Source organism: Candidatus Binataceae bacterium (assembly GCA_035308025.1).
Taxonomy (GTDB): domain Bacteria; phylum Desulfobacterota; class Binatia; order Binatales; family Binataceae; genus JAJPHI01.
Genome location: DATGHL010000030.1, coordinates 152,821 through 169,050, shown reverse-complemented (window position 1 = coordinate 169,050; position 16,230 = coordinate 152,821). Strand labels below are relative to the sequence as shown.

The following is a 16,230-nucleotide window of genomic DNA, read 5'->3' as shown; positions in this document are numbered from 1 at the left end:
GGCGACAATCCAGAGTGCTCGCAGGGCCTCAGGTCAAACTAACACTCGGGCTGCGAGCACCAGGAAAAAAACGACCTCGGTGCCGACAGCGCGGTGTCCCTTCCTTAGCAGGTTTCATCCATCAGGGTGGGCGCAGCCCATAACGAACTAACATGATAAGACCTTGGGGTTGAGTTTCGCCAAGGTTCAGGACGTATGGCTGCCGCTGGAAGTACCGCCCCGACAAGCGCTCACGCCGAAGCGCCCGCGCACAAGTGGCTGATCGCACTGGCCGTGATGCTGGGGGCGACGCTCGAAGTCCTCGACGGTTCGATCATCAACGTCTCGCTGCCCCATATGCAGGGCTCGTTTTCGGCCAGTGTGGACGAAATCGCATGGATTCTCACGAGCTACCTGGTGGCCAATGGCATCATGATCCCGATGACCGGGTGGATCTCCGGGCGCTACGGCCGCAAGCAATATTTTCTCGCCTCGGTCTCGACTTTCGTGCTGGCCTCGGCGCTGTGCGGCGCCGCCCGCTCGCTCAGCGAGATGGTGCTGTTTCGTCTGATCCAGGGAGTCGCCGGGGCGGCGATGATTCCACTCTCGCAGGCCATCCTGATGGAAACCTTTCCGCCGCAGGAGCAGCAGTTGGCGATGGCGATGTGGGGGATGGGGCTGATGGTCGCGCCGATCCTGGGGCCGACGGTCGGCGGCTGGATCACCGACAACTGGAACTGGCGCTGGAATTTCTACATCAATGTGCCGCTAGGCGCGATCGCCTTCGTGATGGTTTCCAGCTTCGTCCACGACCCGGCCTATATACGCGAGCGCAAACGCAGCGGCCCAATCGATTTCCTTGGGATGATCTATCTGGCCGTCGCGCTCGGGCTGATGCAGATCATCGTCGATCGCGGAGAGCGCGCCGACTGGTTCAATTCGCCCTGGATCGTCGGCGCGGCGATCGTTTCCGGCGTGGCGACGGTGCTGCTGGTGTTCCGCGAGCTGCGGGTGGCCGATCCGATCGTGGAGTTGCGTTTCCTGGAAATCCGGCAGTTCGCGGGCGCGGTCTTCGCCGTCGTGATGTTGAGTTTTATCCTCTTCGGCACCGGCATCCTGAACCCGGTCTTCCTGCAGGAGTTCATGGGCTATACGGCGTGGAAGGCTGGACTGGTGATGGCGCCGCGCGCGGGCTGCGCGATGTTCGCGATGCTCCTTGCCGGGCAGATTGCGCGCCATGGAATCGATAACAAGCGGCTTATCGGATTGGCCTTCGTGCTGCAAGCGATCGGATTGTGGAATATGGCCCACTGGAACCTGGAGGTGGGAATCTGGCAGGTGATCTGGCCGGGGATGGTTCTGGGACTGGGCCTCGGCATGTGCTTCCCGGTGCTCTCCGCCGCGGCGCTGACCTGCGTCCCGCGCGAGCGGATGGGCTACGCCTCGAGCCTCTACAACATGATGCGCAATACCGGGGCGGCGATGGGAATCGCCTACCTGACCAGCACGCTGGTGCGCCATCAGAGCATCCATCAGGCCTACCTCGTGCAGCACTTTTCGGCCTTCGATGCGTGGCAGATGAGCAATCGCGCGCCGCACCTGCCGGGCTCGCCGACGTTCCATCTGCTTAACCAGATGGTGACCGGGCAAAAGCAGGGTCTCGGGATGGTATACGGCGTAATCCAGCAGCAGTCCGCGATGCTCGCGTTTGCCGATCTGTATCGCATCCTGGCGGTGATGGCGATCGTAATGGTTCCGTCGTTTCTGCTTTTTCGCGGCGCGAGCACGACGGGTGCGGGCGGCGCGGCGGCACACTGAGGAGCGCTCTTTCGCGCCCGATCTACTGGCCCGGGTTGTGATAGACCTTGCGGATTGAATCTCCCGATACGCCAAAGCGATCGGGCGTACATGAAGGAGGTAGTCATGGAACTGGGCTTGGACGGCAAAGTCGCGATCGTGACCGGCGGCAGCAAGGGCATCGGGCGGGCCACGGTATTAGGCCTGCTCGCCGAGGGCTCTTCGGTGCTGGCCTGTGCGCGAGGTCAGGCGGCGCTCGACGAGACGGTCATCGCCGCGGGTCATGCCGCGCGCGAGCGGATCGATACGATCGCTGCGGACCTCACTGACGGCGCGGCGATCAAGCGCGTCGTCGCGCGCTGCCTCGAGCGCTTCGGACGGGTCGATGTCCTGATCAACAACGCCGGCAGTGCGCGCACCGGTCCTTTCATGGAGCTCTCCGACGAAGCCTGGATAGCAGACTGGATGCTCAAATTTTTCGGTTACGTACGGATGGCGCGCGAGGTGCTCGCACCGATGCGGCGCGACGGCGGCGGCATAATCGTCAACGTGATCGGTGCGGCCGCGCTCAATCCGCGCGCCAGCTATACGATCGGCGGCGCGGCCAACGCGGCCCTCAATCACTTCACCAAGGCGCTGGCCGAAGAGGCGGCGCCAAACGTCCGCGTCGTCGGCATCAATCCCGGACCGATCCTCACGGAACGATTACTCAAGATGCGCTCGGGCCTGATTCCTGCCAGTGCAGGTCAATCGACGGAAGAGGCGTTTCGCACGATGACCCCGCTCGCACGGATTGGCCAACCCGAAGAGGTCGCCGATCTTATTCTGTTCCTCGCGTCAGCGCGTGCGGGCTTCATTCACGGGGCCAACATCACGATCGATGGCGGTCTGACCAAGGGCCTGATGGGCTAGCGAATCGCGCCTTCTAGCGCGGGCGCTTCATGCGGAAAATGGTATCGATGACGGTGTATTGATCGGTCGAGCCCAGGCGCGCGATCGGGCGATGGCGTGAGAGATCGACTGCGCCGTCGATGACCACGGCGTCATCGATGTAGATGCTGACGACCTCACCGATGACGATCGTGTAGTCATGCGGCCGGCCGTCGCGGCCGGGCAGATCGACGCTCTTGACGTATTTGCACTCGAAGGCGACCGGCGAGTGTTTGACGCGCGGCGGCTTGACGACGGTCGAGGGCGCCATCGCGAGCTTCGCCAGTTCCGGCTCGCTAACCTCGGGACCGACCATCGCGGAGGTGAGATTCATCTCTTCGCGCAGCTCCCAGGTGGTGAGACTATGGACGAACTCGCCGGATTTTTCGGCGTTGTGCTGCGAGTGTTTGCGGCCGCCGCTCGAGAACATCACGAAGGGTGGATTCCCCGCGATCGCATTGAAAAAACTGTAGGGCGCCAGATTCACGACGCCGCTCGGACTGATGGTCGAAATCCAGCCGATTGGGCGCGGCACGACCAGCGCTGTCAGCGGATCGTGCGGCAGCCCGCCATTGCCTTTTCGCGGATCATATTGCATCGATAGACCAAGCCGTTGTTCGTTGATGTCCGAAAGGGACGTCCAAGCGCAAGTTACATCAGGCGGCGAGCCGGGCAAAGGCGACGTTTCGGGAGGTCAAGAATCATGGCGGGAAAACTCGACGGGCGGGTCGCGATCGTTACCGGTGGCGGCTCGGGAATCGGCGCGGCGACGGTGCGGCGCTTCGCGCGCGAAGGGGCCGCGGTGATCGTGGCCGATCTGAGCGGTACGCGCGCCGACAAGATCGGCGCGGAAATCGTCGCAGCGGGCGGCAAGGCCCGGCAGATCAAGATGGACGCGTCGGACGCCGAGGGCGTGCGGGCGGCGATCAAGCTCGCGCTCGACAGCTTCGGCCGGCTCGACGTGATGTTCAACAACGCCGGCGCGGCGGAGGTTGCGACGCTCGAAGAGACCACGCTCGAGAGCTGGAACCGCGTGATGGCGGTGACGCTGACCAGCACCTTCCTTGGGATCAAGTACAGCCTTCCGATCATGCGCAAGCAGGGCGGCGGCGCGATCATCAATACCGCGTCCATTTCGGGCACGCGCGGGGACTATGGGCTCTCGTCCTACAACGCCGCGAAGGCTGGCGTGATCAATCTGACGCGGGCCGCGGCGATGGAGAACGCGCGCTACAAAATCCGCATCAACTGCGTCTGTCCGGGCGCGATCAATACGCGCGCGCCGGAGCTGATCGCGGGCGATCGGGCCGACGAATTCCGCCGGCTTCAGGCGGAAGCGGCGCCGCTTGGGCGGATCGGCGAACCCGACGAGATCGCCAACACGGTGCTGTTCCTCGCCTCGGACGAGGCCTCGTTCATCACCGGCGAGGCGATTGTGGTTGACGGCGGCCTCACCGTGCAGACCGGTTTGGCCAATCTCAATACGATCCGCAGCGGGCGGGCCTAGTTCCCCCGAGTTAGAAATTCGCTGACAAATTGGAGTTGGCCGAGTGTACCGGCACGGCGACCGGAGCAGTTACGTTTTCCATTTCACCGGATAACATAGGAATGCCTGACGAAAAGAAAGAAGAACATACGGCGCATTCTCTCGCATCCAAATTTGCAAAGTCTTTACTCAAAATAAAGCCCGATCCGAAACAACCAAGGTAACGTAACCCTGAGGATATAGCCAAATGAACAAGTTGAAAGCGCCCTGGTATTGGTGGCCGTTCATCGGTATTGCATTTTTTGTTGCAGTCCAAATAATCGCAGAATTTGCTAAGTAGAGAGAACACATGGCACGATCGCTAGCGTCGAAAATTGCCAAGGCTTTGCTGGAGACGAGTCCGTCCAAGAGGCATGAGCAAGCACAAACGCAACCGCCAACAGAGTAACTACATATCCAACAATATCGGTAATCGCCCTATGAAGCTTATCCAGCTGCTTAAGAGAAGCAGTCTGACCGACTGGCTGCTCATGTTCATAACAGCTGGAATTTTGTGGGTAGGTTTTCGGCAGTGGAGGGTTTCGCAAGGGCAATTGGAAGTTAACCACAAAGAGCTTCGCGCGTGACTGAATGTGACAGAAGGCACCATACCAGTGTTGGCAGTAAATACGCCCTTGCAATCGACCCTGATCATAATCAACTTTGGGAAGACCATCGCTTCCCAAGTAACAGGAGAGTTTATATCGAGGTCATTCCAAACAGCGTTGCGCCTCACTTCGAGACCTCCGGCCAGCATGGCGGATTCACCACAGGATCTATCTTTCCGAATATAGTTGCGAAACCTCTGTAAGTATCCGTGCAAAGAGGCCAACCTAAAAAGCTATAGGGCGACGCCAGTAATCAACAGTTGCTTACGCAAGCCGAGATAAACTCTCTCCAAAGCGGTGAATCTTGGCTCGCCCTCCATGGCTGCATCACTTATTACGATATTTTTGGTATTTCGCACTGCTGCGCTTTTGTATGACAAAAGTTTATAAAGCTGGCGGATATCTCTACAAAGACTGCACTGATTACAACAGCACCGATGACAAGTAATGCGGCCGCCTTCGGCCTGTCACGTCGCCCCTGATTCTGGGCGAACCCGCGTCTTCTGCCAACAGACGGATAATCGCCCTAAGCTAGCGCCGCGGGCGCGTTAGCGTTTTTCGAATTGCTGCTTGCCGAAGAGAATATCCCAGGCTTTTGGGTTGGGTTTGGCGCCACGCCCGCGTTCGACTTCTTCCTTCATCACGGCGAGGCCGCGCTGGACCGCCGGACGCGCTTCGATAGCGTCATACCAGCGCTTAAGGTTGGGAAAGTCATCGAGGTTTTGTCCCTGCCAATGATGCGTGCGCAGCCACGGATAAGTCGCCATGTCGGCGATTGAGTATTCGCCGGCGAGGTAGCCGGCCTCGCCGACGCGCTTGTCGATCACGCCGTAGAGGCGATGCGCCTCGTTGGTGTAACGCTCGACCGCGTACTGAATCTGCTCAGGTGCGTAGCGGCGAAAATGATGGGCCTGACCGAGCATCGGGCCGACGCCGGCCATCTGGAACATCAGCCACTGGACGACGTCGTAGCGCTTACGTAGGTCCTGCGGCATGAACTGCCAGCCGCTCTTCTCGGCCAGATACATGAGTATCGCGCCCGATTCGAAGATCGCGATCGGCTTACCGTCCGGGCCGTCATGATCGACCATCGCGGGAATCCGGTTGTTCGGCGAGACCTTGAGGAAGTCGGGCTGGAACTGCTCGCCCTTGCCGATATTGATCGGGATGACATTGTACTTCCAGCCCAGCTCCTCGAGCAGGATCGTGACCTTGTAGCCGTTCGGGGTAATCCAGAAATAAAGATCGATCATATTTGGCTCCTGGTTGGTTACCGGGCACAGCCTAGCAAAAGCGGCGCATTATTCTGAGCGCTGCATTGGAGATCACGCGCTCGCGGCTTTGATCCGTCCGGCCTTGATTGCTTTGAGCAGCGCCGCGTAGTCGCGCTCGGTCTGATCGGCGTAGGCCGCGGCGAAGTTGACCAGCGCGTCGTCGAAGGCTTCGCCCGAGCCGAGGTAGCCGGCGATCATCGCGGAATCGCCGGAGCGAGCGTGTGCGAGCGCCAGGGCCCAGCCGCAGGCTTCCGCGAAGTATTCGAGGTCGGTGTGGCCGGCGGTCTCGATCGGCATCGCGATCTTCATATCGCGCAGTTGGCGGATATAGAAGTGGCGGTTGTCTTCGAGACCCTCGGTCCAGCCGAGCAGGATGTCTCCCGCGGACTGCATCAGACGCTGTCCGACGACGACGCGCTCGCCATGACTGGTGAAGGCGCTCGCCCCGGCATACGGCTCGAGCACTGAAGGGCCTGCCTCCTTGACCTGCAGGAAGAGCGGATCATCCTCGGCGGCGGTGAAGAGCGCGACGGCGCAGAACGTGCCGACGCTACCGACGCCGACGACCTTGATCGCGATGTCCTGCAGCTCGTAACGCTGAAACAACTGCCGATATGCTGGTGGGAGCGACGCGGCATAACGCTCGAAGCCGTCGAGTACGCGCTGGCGAAATGCCGCCTTGTGGCGTTCCGCCGGATGATAGATCAGGGGCGGTGCGTCGTTGATCCGCAGGGGTTTGCGGCCCGACCGCGCGAGCGCCGGAAAAAGATGTCCCGGAGTGCTGTCGCGGCGCGCCTTCTCGATTGCCCGCCGGGTCTCGGCGCGCTCGGCGTCGCGCGGCATACTGCGGATCAGCGCCTTAAGATCGATGCGCTGGTACCAGACCTCAAGCACGCGCATCGCGGCATATTCCGCCATGTGCTCACGATAGGCGCGGGTGGCGGCGCGGACCGCCTCCTCGCGATATTCGGTCTTGAAATCGGCGGTGCGCGCGGCGACCTCGATACTCGCAGCGAGACGTTTGATGTCCCATTCCCAGGGCGCAGGCAGGGTTTCGTCGAAATCGTTGATGTCGAAGATCAGGTTGCGTTCGGCGGTCGCGAAGGCGCCGAAATTCATGATGTGGCAATCGCCGCCGGCCTGCACCCGCAGCCCGGTGGCGGGTGTGCGCGCGAGATCGGCGGCCATAATCGCCGCGGCGCCGCGCAAAAAGGCGAACGGCGACTTCTTCATGCGCCCGTAGCGGATCGGCAACAGTTCGGCGATGCGGTTGTGGTCAAACTCGCGGAGGATCGCAACCGGGTCGGCGCGATTGACTGCGGCCTGCCATTCCCCGTGACTGCTGCGCGGCACCTGCTCGCGCAGGGCGCGGCCCGCCATCATCCGTTCAGCGGCCGACAGTGCCGGTGCCGCGCGGGTCGCGCCTAAGGCTTTCCGCATGCCGATCTAGTAGCGACGGCTAGCGCAGCAATGCAATGGGCCGCAAATTAACTTTTGGTTACGAAAGATCCGTACCCGAAGATTTCGTCGCTCAGACCGATGCGGCTTCGGGGTCGCCCTTGCGCACACCCATCAGGTAGGCCTCGATGAACTGATCGATATCGCCATCGAGCACCGCGCTGGTGTTGCCGGCCTCGACGCCGGTGCGATGGTCCTTCACCAACTGATACGGATGGAGCACATAAGAGCGGATTTGGCTGCCCCAGGCGATCTCCTTTTTCTCCTTGCTGAATTTCTCGAGCTCCTCGCGCTTCTTGCGTTGCTCAAGCTCGAACAGCCTTGCCCGCAGGATTTTCATCGCCATCGCGCGATTCTTGTGCTGCGAGCGCTCGTTCTGGCAGGTTACGACGATTCCGCTGGGGATATGGGTGAAGCGCACGGCGGAATCGGTCTTGTTGACGTGCTGGCCGCCGGCGCCTGAGGCGCGAAAGGTATCGACGCGCAGATCCGCTGGATTGATAATGACCTCGACCTTGTCGTCGATCGCCGGGAAGACAAAGACCGAGGCGAACGAAGTATGGCGGCGCGCATTCGCGTCGTAAGGTGAAATCCGCACCAGCCGATGGATGCCGGCTTCGGCCTTGAGATAGCCATACGCGAACTCGCCGTCCACCTCGAAGGTCGCATTCTTGATTCCGCCGCCGTCGCCGGGCTGCAAATCGGCGAGATCGGTCTTGTAGCCGCGCCGCTCGGCCCAGCGGAGGTAGAGACGGAGAAGCATCTCGGCCCAATCCTGAGCCTCAGTGCCGCCGGCCCCCGGATGGACCGAGACGATCGCGCCGAGGCGATCGTATTCGCCTCCGAGCATCAGTTGGAGTTCCTGGCGCTCGAGCTCTGCGCCCGCGGTCTGAAGTGCGGCTGCGGTTTCGCCAGCCGCCTCAGAATCGTCCATCCCTTCTTCTTCGGCCATCGCGAAGAAGAGCTTCGCCTCTTCGAGCGATTTCTTCAGAAGCTCGTAGCCCGAGAGCTTGGCGCGGATGCGGTCCTGCTCCTTGAGCACCGCCTGGGCGTCCTCAGGGCGATCCCAGAAATCGAGCTTGCTCGACTCCTCGAGCAGTTGGTTGGAGCGCGCGCTTAGTGTGGCGACGTCAAAGACGCCTCCCGAGGGTCTCGCTGCGATAATCGAAATCGATGAGTTGTTCGCGCATCTCGGCTAGGGTCATTGGGCAATCTCCAAATACAGAACGTTGCGTTTCAAAACAGTCGGTAGAAGCTGGGTTGTTAGCCGACGCGAAGTGTGTCGGGTCGATGCAGCTTATATTCTGACATAAACGCGTCGGCGAATTAATGCAGTAGGTGCGAGTTTGTCCGCTCGTGGGCGCGGCCGTTGGGCGGGAACTGATCGGACCCGACTCCGCGTCGGCCGCTGGCGCCGCGGCGCAGAGTCAGCGCGTCGAGGAATCCGGCGAGCGTGAGGATCAGGCAAGCTTCCGCAAAGAGATCACCGACCCGCGTGTACACTGTCCGCTCGCGGCGCCAGTACACAAGTTCGGTTTCAGTACCGCGCACGAAAAGCGGCGTTGGCGCGGTGATCGCGCCGGTGGGCTGGATAACTGCGCTGATGCCGGTGTTCGCCACGCGCACCAGCGGGACTTTGGTCTCGACCGCGCGCATCGCCGCCATCGCGAGCAATTGATAAGGCGCAGAGCTTTCCCCGTACCAGGCATCGTTGGTGATATTGATCAGAATGTCGGCGCCGTCATTGACGACGCTGCGCGCCAGATCCGGAAAGATGCTTTCATAACAGATCAGCACGCCCAGCTTGGCATCTTTCACCGTAAAGACGGTCTGTTTTGATCCCGCAAACATATCGCCGAAACCGGCGACGACGCGATTGACGAAGTAGCCGAAAAGGCTGCGCAGCGGGACGTATTCGCCAAAGGGCACGAGCTGAATCTTGTCGTACCAGGCGATAACCTCGCCGCGGCCACTGACGAGATAGGCGCGATTGTAAAACCCCACGCGGCCATCTTCGACGCCAAGCGCGGGCGCGCCGAAAAGGATCGGATCGGCAGTCTCGACGGCGAGCGCGAGTAATTGTTGGCGGTAGCGCGCATCTTCAGCGAAAGCGGCGGGATAGCGCTCGTCGGGTTGAAAGAAAAACGCGGCGGCGGCCTCCGGCCAGACGATTAAGTCAGCGCCGCGCCGCGCTGCGCTGCGGCTCTGATCCGCATAGACGTCGAAACTGGATTTGAGGAACTTGGGATCCCATTTCAGCGATTGCGGGATGTCGCCCTGGACCATCGCAACGTTGAGTGACGCCTCGCCCTGGGCGTTTTGCAGGCCGCGGACTCGGATCGAACCGAAGACGAACGCCGCCGCCATCAGGAACGTCAGAGCGCCGAGACTCACCGCCTGCGTCCTGCGCGAATAAACCTGGAAGGCGACGACGTAAACTACCACGTTGGCGAAAATGATCAGCGCGGAGATCCCGTAGACCCCAGTGAGTTCCGCAAACTGAATCAACTGAAGATTGCGATAGGCGGTGTAGCCCAGCAGATTCCACGGAAAGCCGATCGGGAAGTAGGTGCGGACCCATTCGAGCGCCGTCCAGGCGATCGGCAGCGTAACGACTATCGGAATACGGAAACGGACCGCAGTGAAGTCGGCGAACGCAAAGGCGATAGCGCCGTAGAGCGCGATGATCGCGGCCAGCAAAAGCATCGGCGTGATCGCCAGATCGATGCGCAGGCTGGTGAAGCTGTGCAGCGTGATCGCGATCCAGTAAACCGAAGCGATATTGCAGACAAAGCCTTGCAGCCATGCGTAGAGAAAGAGGCGTCCGGTTGATTCGTCGCGGATTGCGTAAAGCAGCGGCACAAAGGCGACCCAGGCGAGCAGACCCAGATCAACCTTCGGAAAGGCTGCGGCGAGCGCCAGTCCGCTGATCGCCGCGAGCGCGGCGCGAGTTCCCCGGCTCAGGCCAGTCACGCGCCGGAACCAAATAAATTTTCGAGCGGGAGAACGCCCGCGCACGGCGGTGCGCCGTCGAAACGATCGTACAGTTCGTCAGCGTCTCGCCAGGACTCGACCAACGCGACGGCGCCGCGGGCGGGCAGCGGCAGCGCGCCGGGCACCCGCCATTCGCGCTCGAAAGTCCAATCCACGGCCGGCGTGCGGCGCAGGTCGATCGCGACCACGCGCCACAGCTCCTCGGCGGCGAGAATCGCGCGCGCCTCGGTCAGCGGGAGATAGAAAACCGGACGCGCCCCCATCGCAAAGGCGTAGCGTTTGTCCAGCGCAACCCCGAAGGGTTGGTAGCGGCGCCGATTGGCCCGCGTGAGCAGCCGGCTCAATTCTGCGAGCGGCACGTCAAAGAGGCAGACGGCGCGTTGTTTGCCGGGGACCATCCGGGTAGAGCCTGCGATACTCCCGTTGCGCAGAATCGTTACCAGATTGTCGAGCGCGTCACCGCTGCGCGAGGTGCGGGTGAAATGCGTCAGGACTGCGGCGGCGGCCGGCTTAAGCGGAGCGGCGGACATGCTTTAACGATTCACAATCTCACGGTCGCGGAGCGCAAGCGGCGCGGGGCTGGCCGGGAATCGAGCAGCGCTGCGAGTTCACGTTCACGCGCGAACATGCGCCGCGCCTCGGCCCGAGAACGCTCGTGGTCGTACCCGAGCAGATGGAGGAGGCCATGAATTAGCAGGGCGCGCAGACGGCGTTCCGGCGGCAACCTCATCGCCTGCGCCTGGCGCAAGGCGGTCGCGATCGAGATCACGACATCGCCAAGAATCACCGGAGGGCCTGCGTCCGCGGCGCCCGCGCGCGTTTCCGCTGCGCGCCCGCGCGAGTTCTCCCCGCATTCGTGCGATCCCTGGCCGTCGCCGAGTTGCGGAAACGAGAGCACGTCGGTCGGCGAGTCCTTGCCGCGAAACAGGCTGTTCAATTGACGGATCGCCGCGTCCGTCGTGAGTACGATCGACAGCTCTGCGCGGTCACGATCGAGCAGCCGCAGGAGCGACTTGGCCGATCCGCGCAATGACGCGGCGAACTCGCGACCGTCCGCCGCGTCGCATCGCAGAGCTACCGTCACGTCACGTCCGAGGTTTGGGGACGCTTTCGAGGGCTTGCGTGGGACCGTCGCCGTTGAAGGATTCGTAGGCCGTGATGATCGCCTGCACCAGCCGATGGCGCACCACGTCACGCTCATTGAAGTAAACGAACTTGATCCCCGGCGTATCGGCGAGCACGGTGCGCGCTTCTTTCAGCCCTGAGAGCTTGCCGCTCGGCAGATCGATCTGGGTGATATCCCCGGTGATCACCGCCTTGGAAGCGTAGCCCAGCCGCGTCAGGAACATCTTCATCTGCTCGGAGGTCGTGTTCTGCGCCTCGTCGAGGATGATGAACGAATCATTGAGCGTGCGCCCGCGCATAAAAGCGAGCGGGGCGACTTCGATCGTGCCGCGCTCGAGCATCCGGCGCGCCCGATCGTAATCGACCATGTCGTGCAGCGCGTCGTAAAGCGGACGCAGATACGGGTTGACCTTTTCGGCCAGATCGCCCGGGAGAAAGCCGAGCTTCTCGCCGGCTTCGACCGCGGGCCGGCAGAGCACCATGCGGGTGACCTGATTTTTCATGAGCGCGGCCAGCGCCATCGCCATCGCGAGATAGGTCTTGCCGGTGCCGGCGGGACCAATCCCGAAGACGATATCGTGGGTGCGAATCGCGTCGATATAGCCTTTTTGATTAAGGCTCTTCGGCGAAATGACGCGTTTGTGCGCCGAGACGTAAACCGTGTCGAGGAAGATGTCCTTCAGGTCGGCGTTGCGATCGGCCCGCAGGATGCGCGCCGAGTATTCGACGTCGCCCGCATAGATCGGATAGCCGCGTTTGAGCAGTTCGTAGAGCTCGCTCAGGAGCTTGCCCGCGACCGCCTGCTCCTCGTGTCCGCCGGAGACCTTGAGCGTGCTGCCGTTGGCGCCGATCCGCACGCCGAAGCTCTGCTCGATCGTTCGGAGGTTGGCGTCCTGCTGGCCGAGCAGCTCCGTGAACAGGCGATGATCGTCGAAATGAAGTTCGAGAGAATCCTCAGAGGATAGAGTCGAAAGGCTGCCGTTGATCCGATTGATATCTTCCGTCACGCCGTTATGTCGATCCATCTTGAACGGTAAGCGTAGCGGTTTTCACCCGCGCTGTTAACCGGCGCGAAATTAAGCTCGCGTTACGAATCACCGCGGATGAGCCCGGCAATGCGATCGAGCGCTTCGTCGAGTCTGGCGGCGTCGCGGCCGCCGGCCTGCGCAAAATCCGCGCGACCGCCGCCGGTACCGCCGATGATTGGCGCTAACTGCTTGACGATGTCGCCGGCCTTGATCCGGCTGGTCAGATCGCTGGTCACCGCGACGAGCAGGGCGGCCTTGTCGTCGCCGAGGTCCGAGCCCAATGCGACGACCGCGGAGCCGTGCTTCTGACGCAGGCGATCGGCGAGGTCGCGCAGCGCCTTGGGGTCCACGCCGTCGAACTTGCGCGTGACGACTTTGACGCCACCGGCGTCGCGCACCTGCTCGGCGTCGCCCGCGGCCTTGCCGTCGCCGGCGACGAGCTTCTGCTCGAGCGCGCGCAATTTTTTCTCGAGTTCCTTCTCGCGCGCGAGCAGGCGTTCGAGCCGCTCGAGCGCGTCGCCGTCGCGTGCGCCGAGCCGGCCGCTCAAGTCTTCGAGAATCTTCTCGCGCCGGCGCACCGCTTCGAGCGCGCCACGGCCGGTCGCGGCCTCGATGCGGCGCACGCCAGCCGCAACTCCAGATTCGGCGTCGAGCTTGAACAGCCCGATGTCTCCGGTGCGATTCACGTGCGTGCCGCCGCAGAGCTCGACCGAGAAATCACCCATCCGCACGACGCGGACGCGGTCGCCGTACTTGTCGCCAAAGAAGGCGAGCGCGCCGGCCTTGAGCGCGACGTCGTAGGCCATCTCCTCGGTGGTGACGCCGGCGTTGTCGCGGATGCGCGCGTTGATCAGCTCCTCGATCGTGACCAGGTCGCCGTCCGCGATCGGCCCCTGATGGCTGAAATCGAAGCGCAGGCGGCCCGGCTCGACTAATGAACCGGCCTGACGGACTTCCTTGCCGGCGACTTCGCGCAGCGCGTAATGAAGGAGATGGGTGGCGGAATGATTGCGCATCGCGGCGTCGCGCCGCTCGCGATCGATCGTCAGCTTGACCGGGCGGCCGCGCTCGAACTCGCGGGCGTCACCGCGAACTATCCGGCCCAGATGGAGGATCGCGCCGTCCTGTTTGCGCGTGTCGAAAACTTCAAGTAACGCTCCAGATTCTGTCGCGATCGCGCCGCGGTCGCCGACCTGTCCGCCGCCCTCGGGGTAGAAGGGGGTCTCGGCGGTGACGACGGTGACGTTGTCGCCATCGGTCTGCGCCGCCACAACTTTGGAGTCTGCGTCGTAGGTGTGATTGCCGACGAAACGCGAGGCCGCGCCGTCGCTCGAAGTGATTTCGGGCGCGACGGTTTCCTGCTTGCGGGCGGCTCGACCGCGCTCGCGCTGTTCGGCCATCAAGCGATTGAAACCCTCAACGTCTACTTCAACTTTCTCATCGCGCAGAACGTCCTGCGTCAGGTCGAGGGGAAACCCGTAAGTGTCGTAGAGTTTGAAAGCGACTTCGCCTAGGAGCACTCGCTTACCACCTGTAGCGGGAGCGCGGCTGCGAAAGGTATCGAGAAGCAAGAGTCCGCGGTCCAAGGTTTCGAGAAACCGAGTTTCCTCGCTCGTAACTGCGCGTCTAATTTCTGCGCTTTGTTTCCTAAGCTCGGGGTACGCAGCGCCCATTGTCTCGATTACGGCATCGCATACATCGCTCAAAAATGGCTGCTTAATTTCGAGAGTATGGCCCTGACGCACGGCGCGGCGAATCAAACGCCTAAGGACGTATTCACGATCGGTGTTGCCGGGAAAGATACCGTCGGCAATCAGAAAGGTGATCGCGCGGGCATGGTCAGCTATAGCCCTATACGAAATGTCTGCCTTTTCGTTGAGCCCGAACGACCGAATTATCGGAGTCGGTGAAAATCTCTCGAGTTTGGGCTTAGCGACAACAACTTGTTCCTCGATTCGTCGAATAATCGCCTGGAACAAGTCAATCTCGTAGTTGCCGAGGAGTTTGCCCGTTTCGAGACTCTGCAATACAGACGCGATGCGTTCGAGGCCGGTGCCGGTATCGACGTGCTTCATCGGCAGCGGTGTCAGTTTGCCGGAGGCGTCACGGTTGTACTGGATGAAAACCAGGTTGCCGAGCTCGATAAAGCGCGCGCAACCATCGACGTTGACCGCGCACTTACCCGGCTCGTGCGTGCAGAACTTCGCCGCCTCGACGTCGCGATCGATATGAATCTCCGAGCAGGGACCGCACGGGCCGGTCTCGCCCATCTCCCAAAAATTGTCCTTCGCGCCGCAGCGCAGGATACGATCTTTAGGTAATACTTTAAGTTTGAGCCAGGCCGCTTCGGCCTCGTCGTCGTCCTGATAGACGGTCGCCCAGAGCAGCTCCTTGGGGATGCCCCAGACCTTGGTCACGAGCTCCCAATGGAACGCGATCGCCTCTTCCTTGTAGTAGTCGCCGAACGACCAGTTCCCAAGCATCTCGAAAAACGTGTGATGGTAACTGTCACGGCCGACCGCCTCGAGGTCGTTGTGCTTGCCGGAGATGCGCAGGCATTTTTGGCAATCGGCGACGCGCTTCGACGTGGGCGTCCTCACGCCGAGGAAATAGTCCTTGAAGGGGACCATGCCAGCGTTGGTGAAGAGCAGGGTCGGGTCGCCGTGCGGGATCAGCGAGGCCGACGGAACAATCTCATGTCCTTTGTCCTTGAAGAAATCCAGAAATGACTGGCGGATGCGGTCGGTGGTCCAATGCATACCGGCTTATTCTAGCCATGCCGGTCAGCCGGTGCATCCCGCCTCTCAAGCGGTTTGGGCGAGCGCCGACTTCCATAGCTTCGCGATTTTCTCCCGAAGCTCCCCGATCGTGCCGTCGTTGTTGATGACCTCGCTAGCGTGACGGCGCCGTTCCTCGTCGGAGAGCTGGGCGCGGATGCGCGCCTCGGTCTGCTCGGGCTTGAGTCCGCGTTCGAGTTCGACGCGCTCGATCACGCGTTCTTTGGCCGCGACGACCAGCCAGATCTCGTCAAACAACGGCTGCCAATTCGCTTCGATCAGCACCGCGGCCTCGATCACGATGGGCTTGCGCTCGCCCGCAGCGCGCATCGCGTCGACCATCTCGCGCATCCGCGCGAACATCTTCGGATGGACGATCGCGTTGAGCCGCTTCAGCGCGGCCGGGTCGGCAAAGACGATCGGGCCGAGCTTCTTGCGATCGATCGTGCGGTCCGGCGCGAGGATGCCTTCACCGAAGGCGGCGAGCATATCCGGATAGGCGGGACCGTCCGGCGCGTAGATTGTGTGACCGACCTTGTCGGCGTCGATAATCGGTGCGCCGAGTTCGGCGAGAATTTTGGTCACGGTGCTCTTACCCGACCCGATTCCTCCGGTCAGTCCGATCGTGAGCATCCACTCGCCCTTGGAATAGAAACTGTCGGCTCGTCGCAAGGTTTGATCCCTCAGATTACTGCTCGATTCTCTGAGCACGGCTCGCAGACTCGCTCCTTTTGC

13 protein-coding genes are annotated in these 16,230 nt (G+C 61.8%); 3 read left to right on the top strand and 10 right to left on the bottom strand.

Annotated elements, in window-relative coordinates:
• Window positions 1–195 precede the first annotated feature (195 nt).
• Both VKS22_09850 and VKS22_09845 read left to right on the top strand, forming a co-directional pair.
• Complete coding sequence (locus VKS22_09850) at window positions 196–1,797, top strand: DHA2 family efflux MFS transporter permease subunit (GenBank protein HLW70913.1); 1,602 nt, start codon at window positions 196–198, stop codon at window positions 1,795–1,797.
• A gap of 105 nt (window positions 1,798–1,902) precedes the next feature.
• Window positions 1,903–2,688, top strand: coding sequence for an SDR family NAD(P)-dependent oxidoreductase (locus VKS22_09845; protein ID HLW70912.1), 786 nt, complete (start codon window positions 1,903–1,905; stop codon window positions 2,686–2,688).
• 13 nt (window positions 2,689–2,701) lie between these two features.
• Here the strand turns inward: VKS22_09845 and VKS22_09840 are convergent, their stop codons facing one another.
• Window positions 2,702–3,304 (bottom strand): flavin reductase family protein, encoded by a 603-nt coding sequence (locus VKS22_09840; GenBank protein HLW70911.1) that lies wholly within the window; start codon window positions 3,302–3,304, stop codon window positions 2,702–2,704.
• Between the two features lie 105 nt (window positions 3,305–3,409).
• Here VKS22_09840 and VKS22_09835 point away from each other — a divergent pair, with 105 nt between their 5' ends.
• Window positions 3,410–4,213: an SDR family NAD(P)-dependent oxidoreductase gene (locus VKS22_09835; protein HLW70910.1), complete on the top strand. Its 804-nt coding sequence runs from the start codon at window positions 3,410–3,412 to the stop codon at window positions 4,211–4,213.
• A 1,174-nt stretch (window positions 4,214–5,387) separates the two neighbouring features.
• Here VKS22_09835 and VKS22_09830 read toward each other — a convergent pair.
• The 9 genes from VKS22_09830 to coaE all read right to left on the bottom strand — a co-directional run bounded on the left by VKS22_09830 (window position 5,388) and on the right by coaE (window position 16,167).
• A complete protein-coding gene (locus VKS22_09830; GenBank protein ID HLW70909.1) occupies window positions 5,388–6,092 on the bottom strand; it encodes a glutathione S-transferase N-terminal domain-containing protein in 705 nt (234 codons plus the stop codon).
• 72 nt (window positions 6,093–6,164) lie between these two features.
• Window positions 6,165–7,553, bottom strand: a complete 1,389-nt coding sequence (locus tag VKS22_09825) for a DUF2252 domain-containing protein (GenBank protein HLW70908.1) — start codon at window positions 7,551–7,553, stop codon at window positions 6,165–6,167.
• 91 nt (window positions 7,554–7,644) lie between these two features.
• On the bottom strand, window positions 7,645–8,733 hold the full coding sequence (prfB, locus tag VKS22_09820; protein HLW70907.1) for a peptide chain release factor 2: 1,089 nt from the start codon (window positions 8,731–8,733) through the stop codon (window positions 7,645–7,647).
• 164 nt (window positions 8,734–8,897) lie between these two features.
• Window positions 8,898–10,544 carry an apolipoprotein N-acyltransferase gene (gene lnt, locus VKS22_09815; protein HLW70906.1) on the bottom strand — a complete coding sequence of 549 codons (1,647 nt, stop codon included), beginning with the start codon at window positions 10,542–10,544 and terminating at the stop codon, window positions 8,898–8,900.
• Entirely contained in the window at window positions 10,541–11,095 is a 555-nt protein-coding gene (locus VKS22_09810) for a hypothetical protein (GenBank protein ID HLW70905.1), read from the bottom strand. The genes lnt and VKS22_09810 overlap by 4 nt, the downstream gene beginning before the upstream one ends.
• A gap of 11 nt (window positions 11,096–11,106) precedes the next feature.
• Window positions 11,107–11,649: an rRNA maturation RNase YbeY gene (gene ybeY / locus VKS22_09805; protein HLW70904.1), complete on the bottom strand. Its 543-nt coding sequence runs from the start codon at window positions 11,647–11,649 to the stop codon at window positions 11,107–11,109.
• 1 nt (window position 11,650) lies between these two features.
• The gene (locus tag VKS22_09800) at window positions 11,651–12,715 is read right to left on the bottom strand and encodes a PhoH family protein (GenBank protein ID HLW70903.1); all 1,065 of its coding nucleotides are present in this window, start codon (window positions 12,713–12,715) and stop codon (window positions 11,651–11,653) included.
• 62 nt (window positions 12,716–12,777) lie between these two features.
• Complete coding sequence (gene alaS / locus VKS22_09795) at window positions 12,778–15,477, bottom strand: alanine--tRNA ligase (protein ID HLW70902.1); 2,700 nt, start codon at window positions 15,475–15,477, stop codon at window positions 12,778–12,780.
• Between the two features lie 45 nt (window positions 15,478–15,522).
• Window positions 15,523–16,167: a dephospho-CoA kinase gene (coaE, locus tag VKS22_09790; GenBank protein ID HLW70901.1), complete on the bottom strand. Its 645-nt coding sequence runs from the start codon at window positions 16,165–16,167 to the stop codon at window positions 15,523–15,525.
• Window positions 16,168–16,230: the final 63 nt, after the last annotated feature.

Bases quoted from the DNA above. Each gene is read 5' to 3' on its own strand.
- VKS22_09850 (HLW70913.1), top strand. From the start codon at position 196: ATGGCTGCCGCTGGAAGTACCGCCCCGACAAGCGCTCACGCCGAAGCG.
- VKS22_09845 (HLW70912.1), top strand. From the start codon at position 1,903: ATGGAACTGGGCTTGGACGGCAAAGTCGCGATCGTGACCGGCGGCAGC.
- VKS22_09840 (HLW70911.1), bottom strand. From the start codon at position 3,304: ATGCAATATGATCCGCGAAAAGGCAATGGCGGGCTGCCGCACGATCCG.
- VKS22_09835 (HLW70910.1), top strand. From the start codon at position 3,410: ATGGCGGGAAAACTCGACGGGCGGGTCGCGATCGTTACCGGTGGCGGC.
- VKS22_09830 (HLW70909.1), bottom strand. From the start codon at position 6,092: ATGATCGATCTTTATTTCTGGATTACCCCGAACGGCTACAAGGTCACG.
- VKS22_09825 (HLW70908.1), bottom strand. From the start codon at position 7,553: ATGCGGAAAGCCTTAGGCGCGACCCGCGCGGCACCGGCACTGTCGGCC.
- VKS22_09810 (HLW70905.1), bottom strand. From the start codon at position 11,095: ATGTCCGCCGCTCCGCTTAAGCCGGCCGCCGCCGCAGTCCTGACGCAT.
- VKS22_09800 (HLW70903.1), bottom strand. From the start codon at position 12,715: ATGGATCGACATAACGGCGTGACGGAAGATATCAATCGGATCAACGGC.
- alaS (HLW70902.1), bottom strand. From the start codon at position 15,477: ATGCATTGGACCACCGACCGCATCCGCCAGTCATTTCTGGATTTCTTC.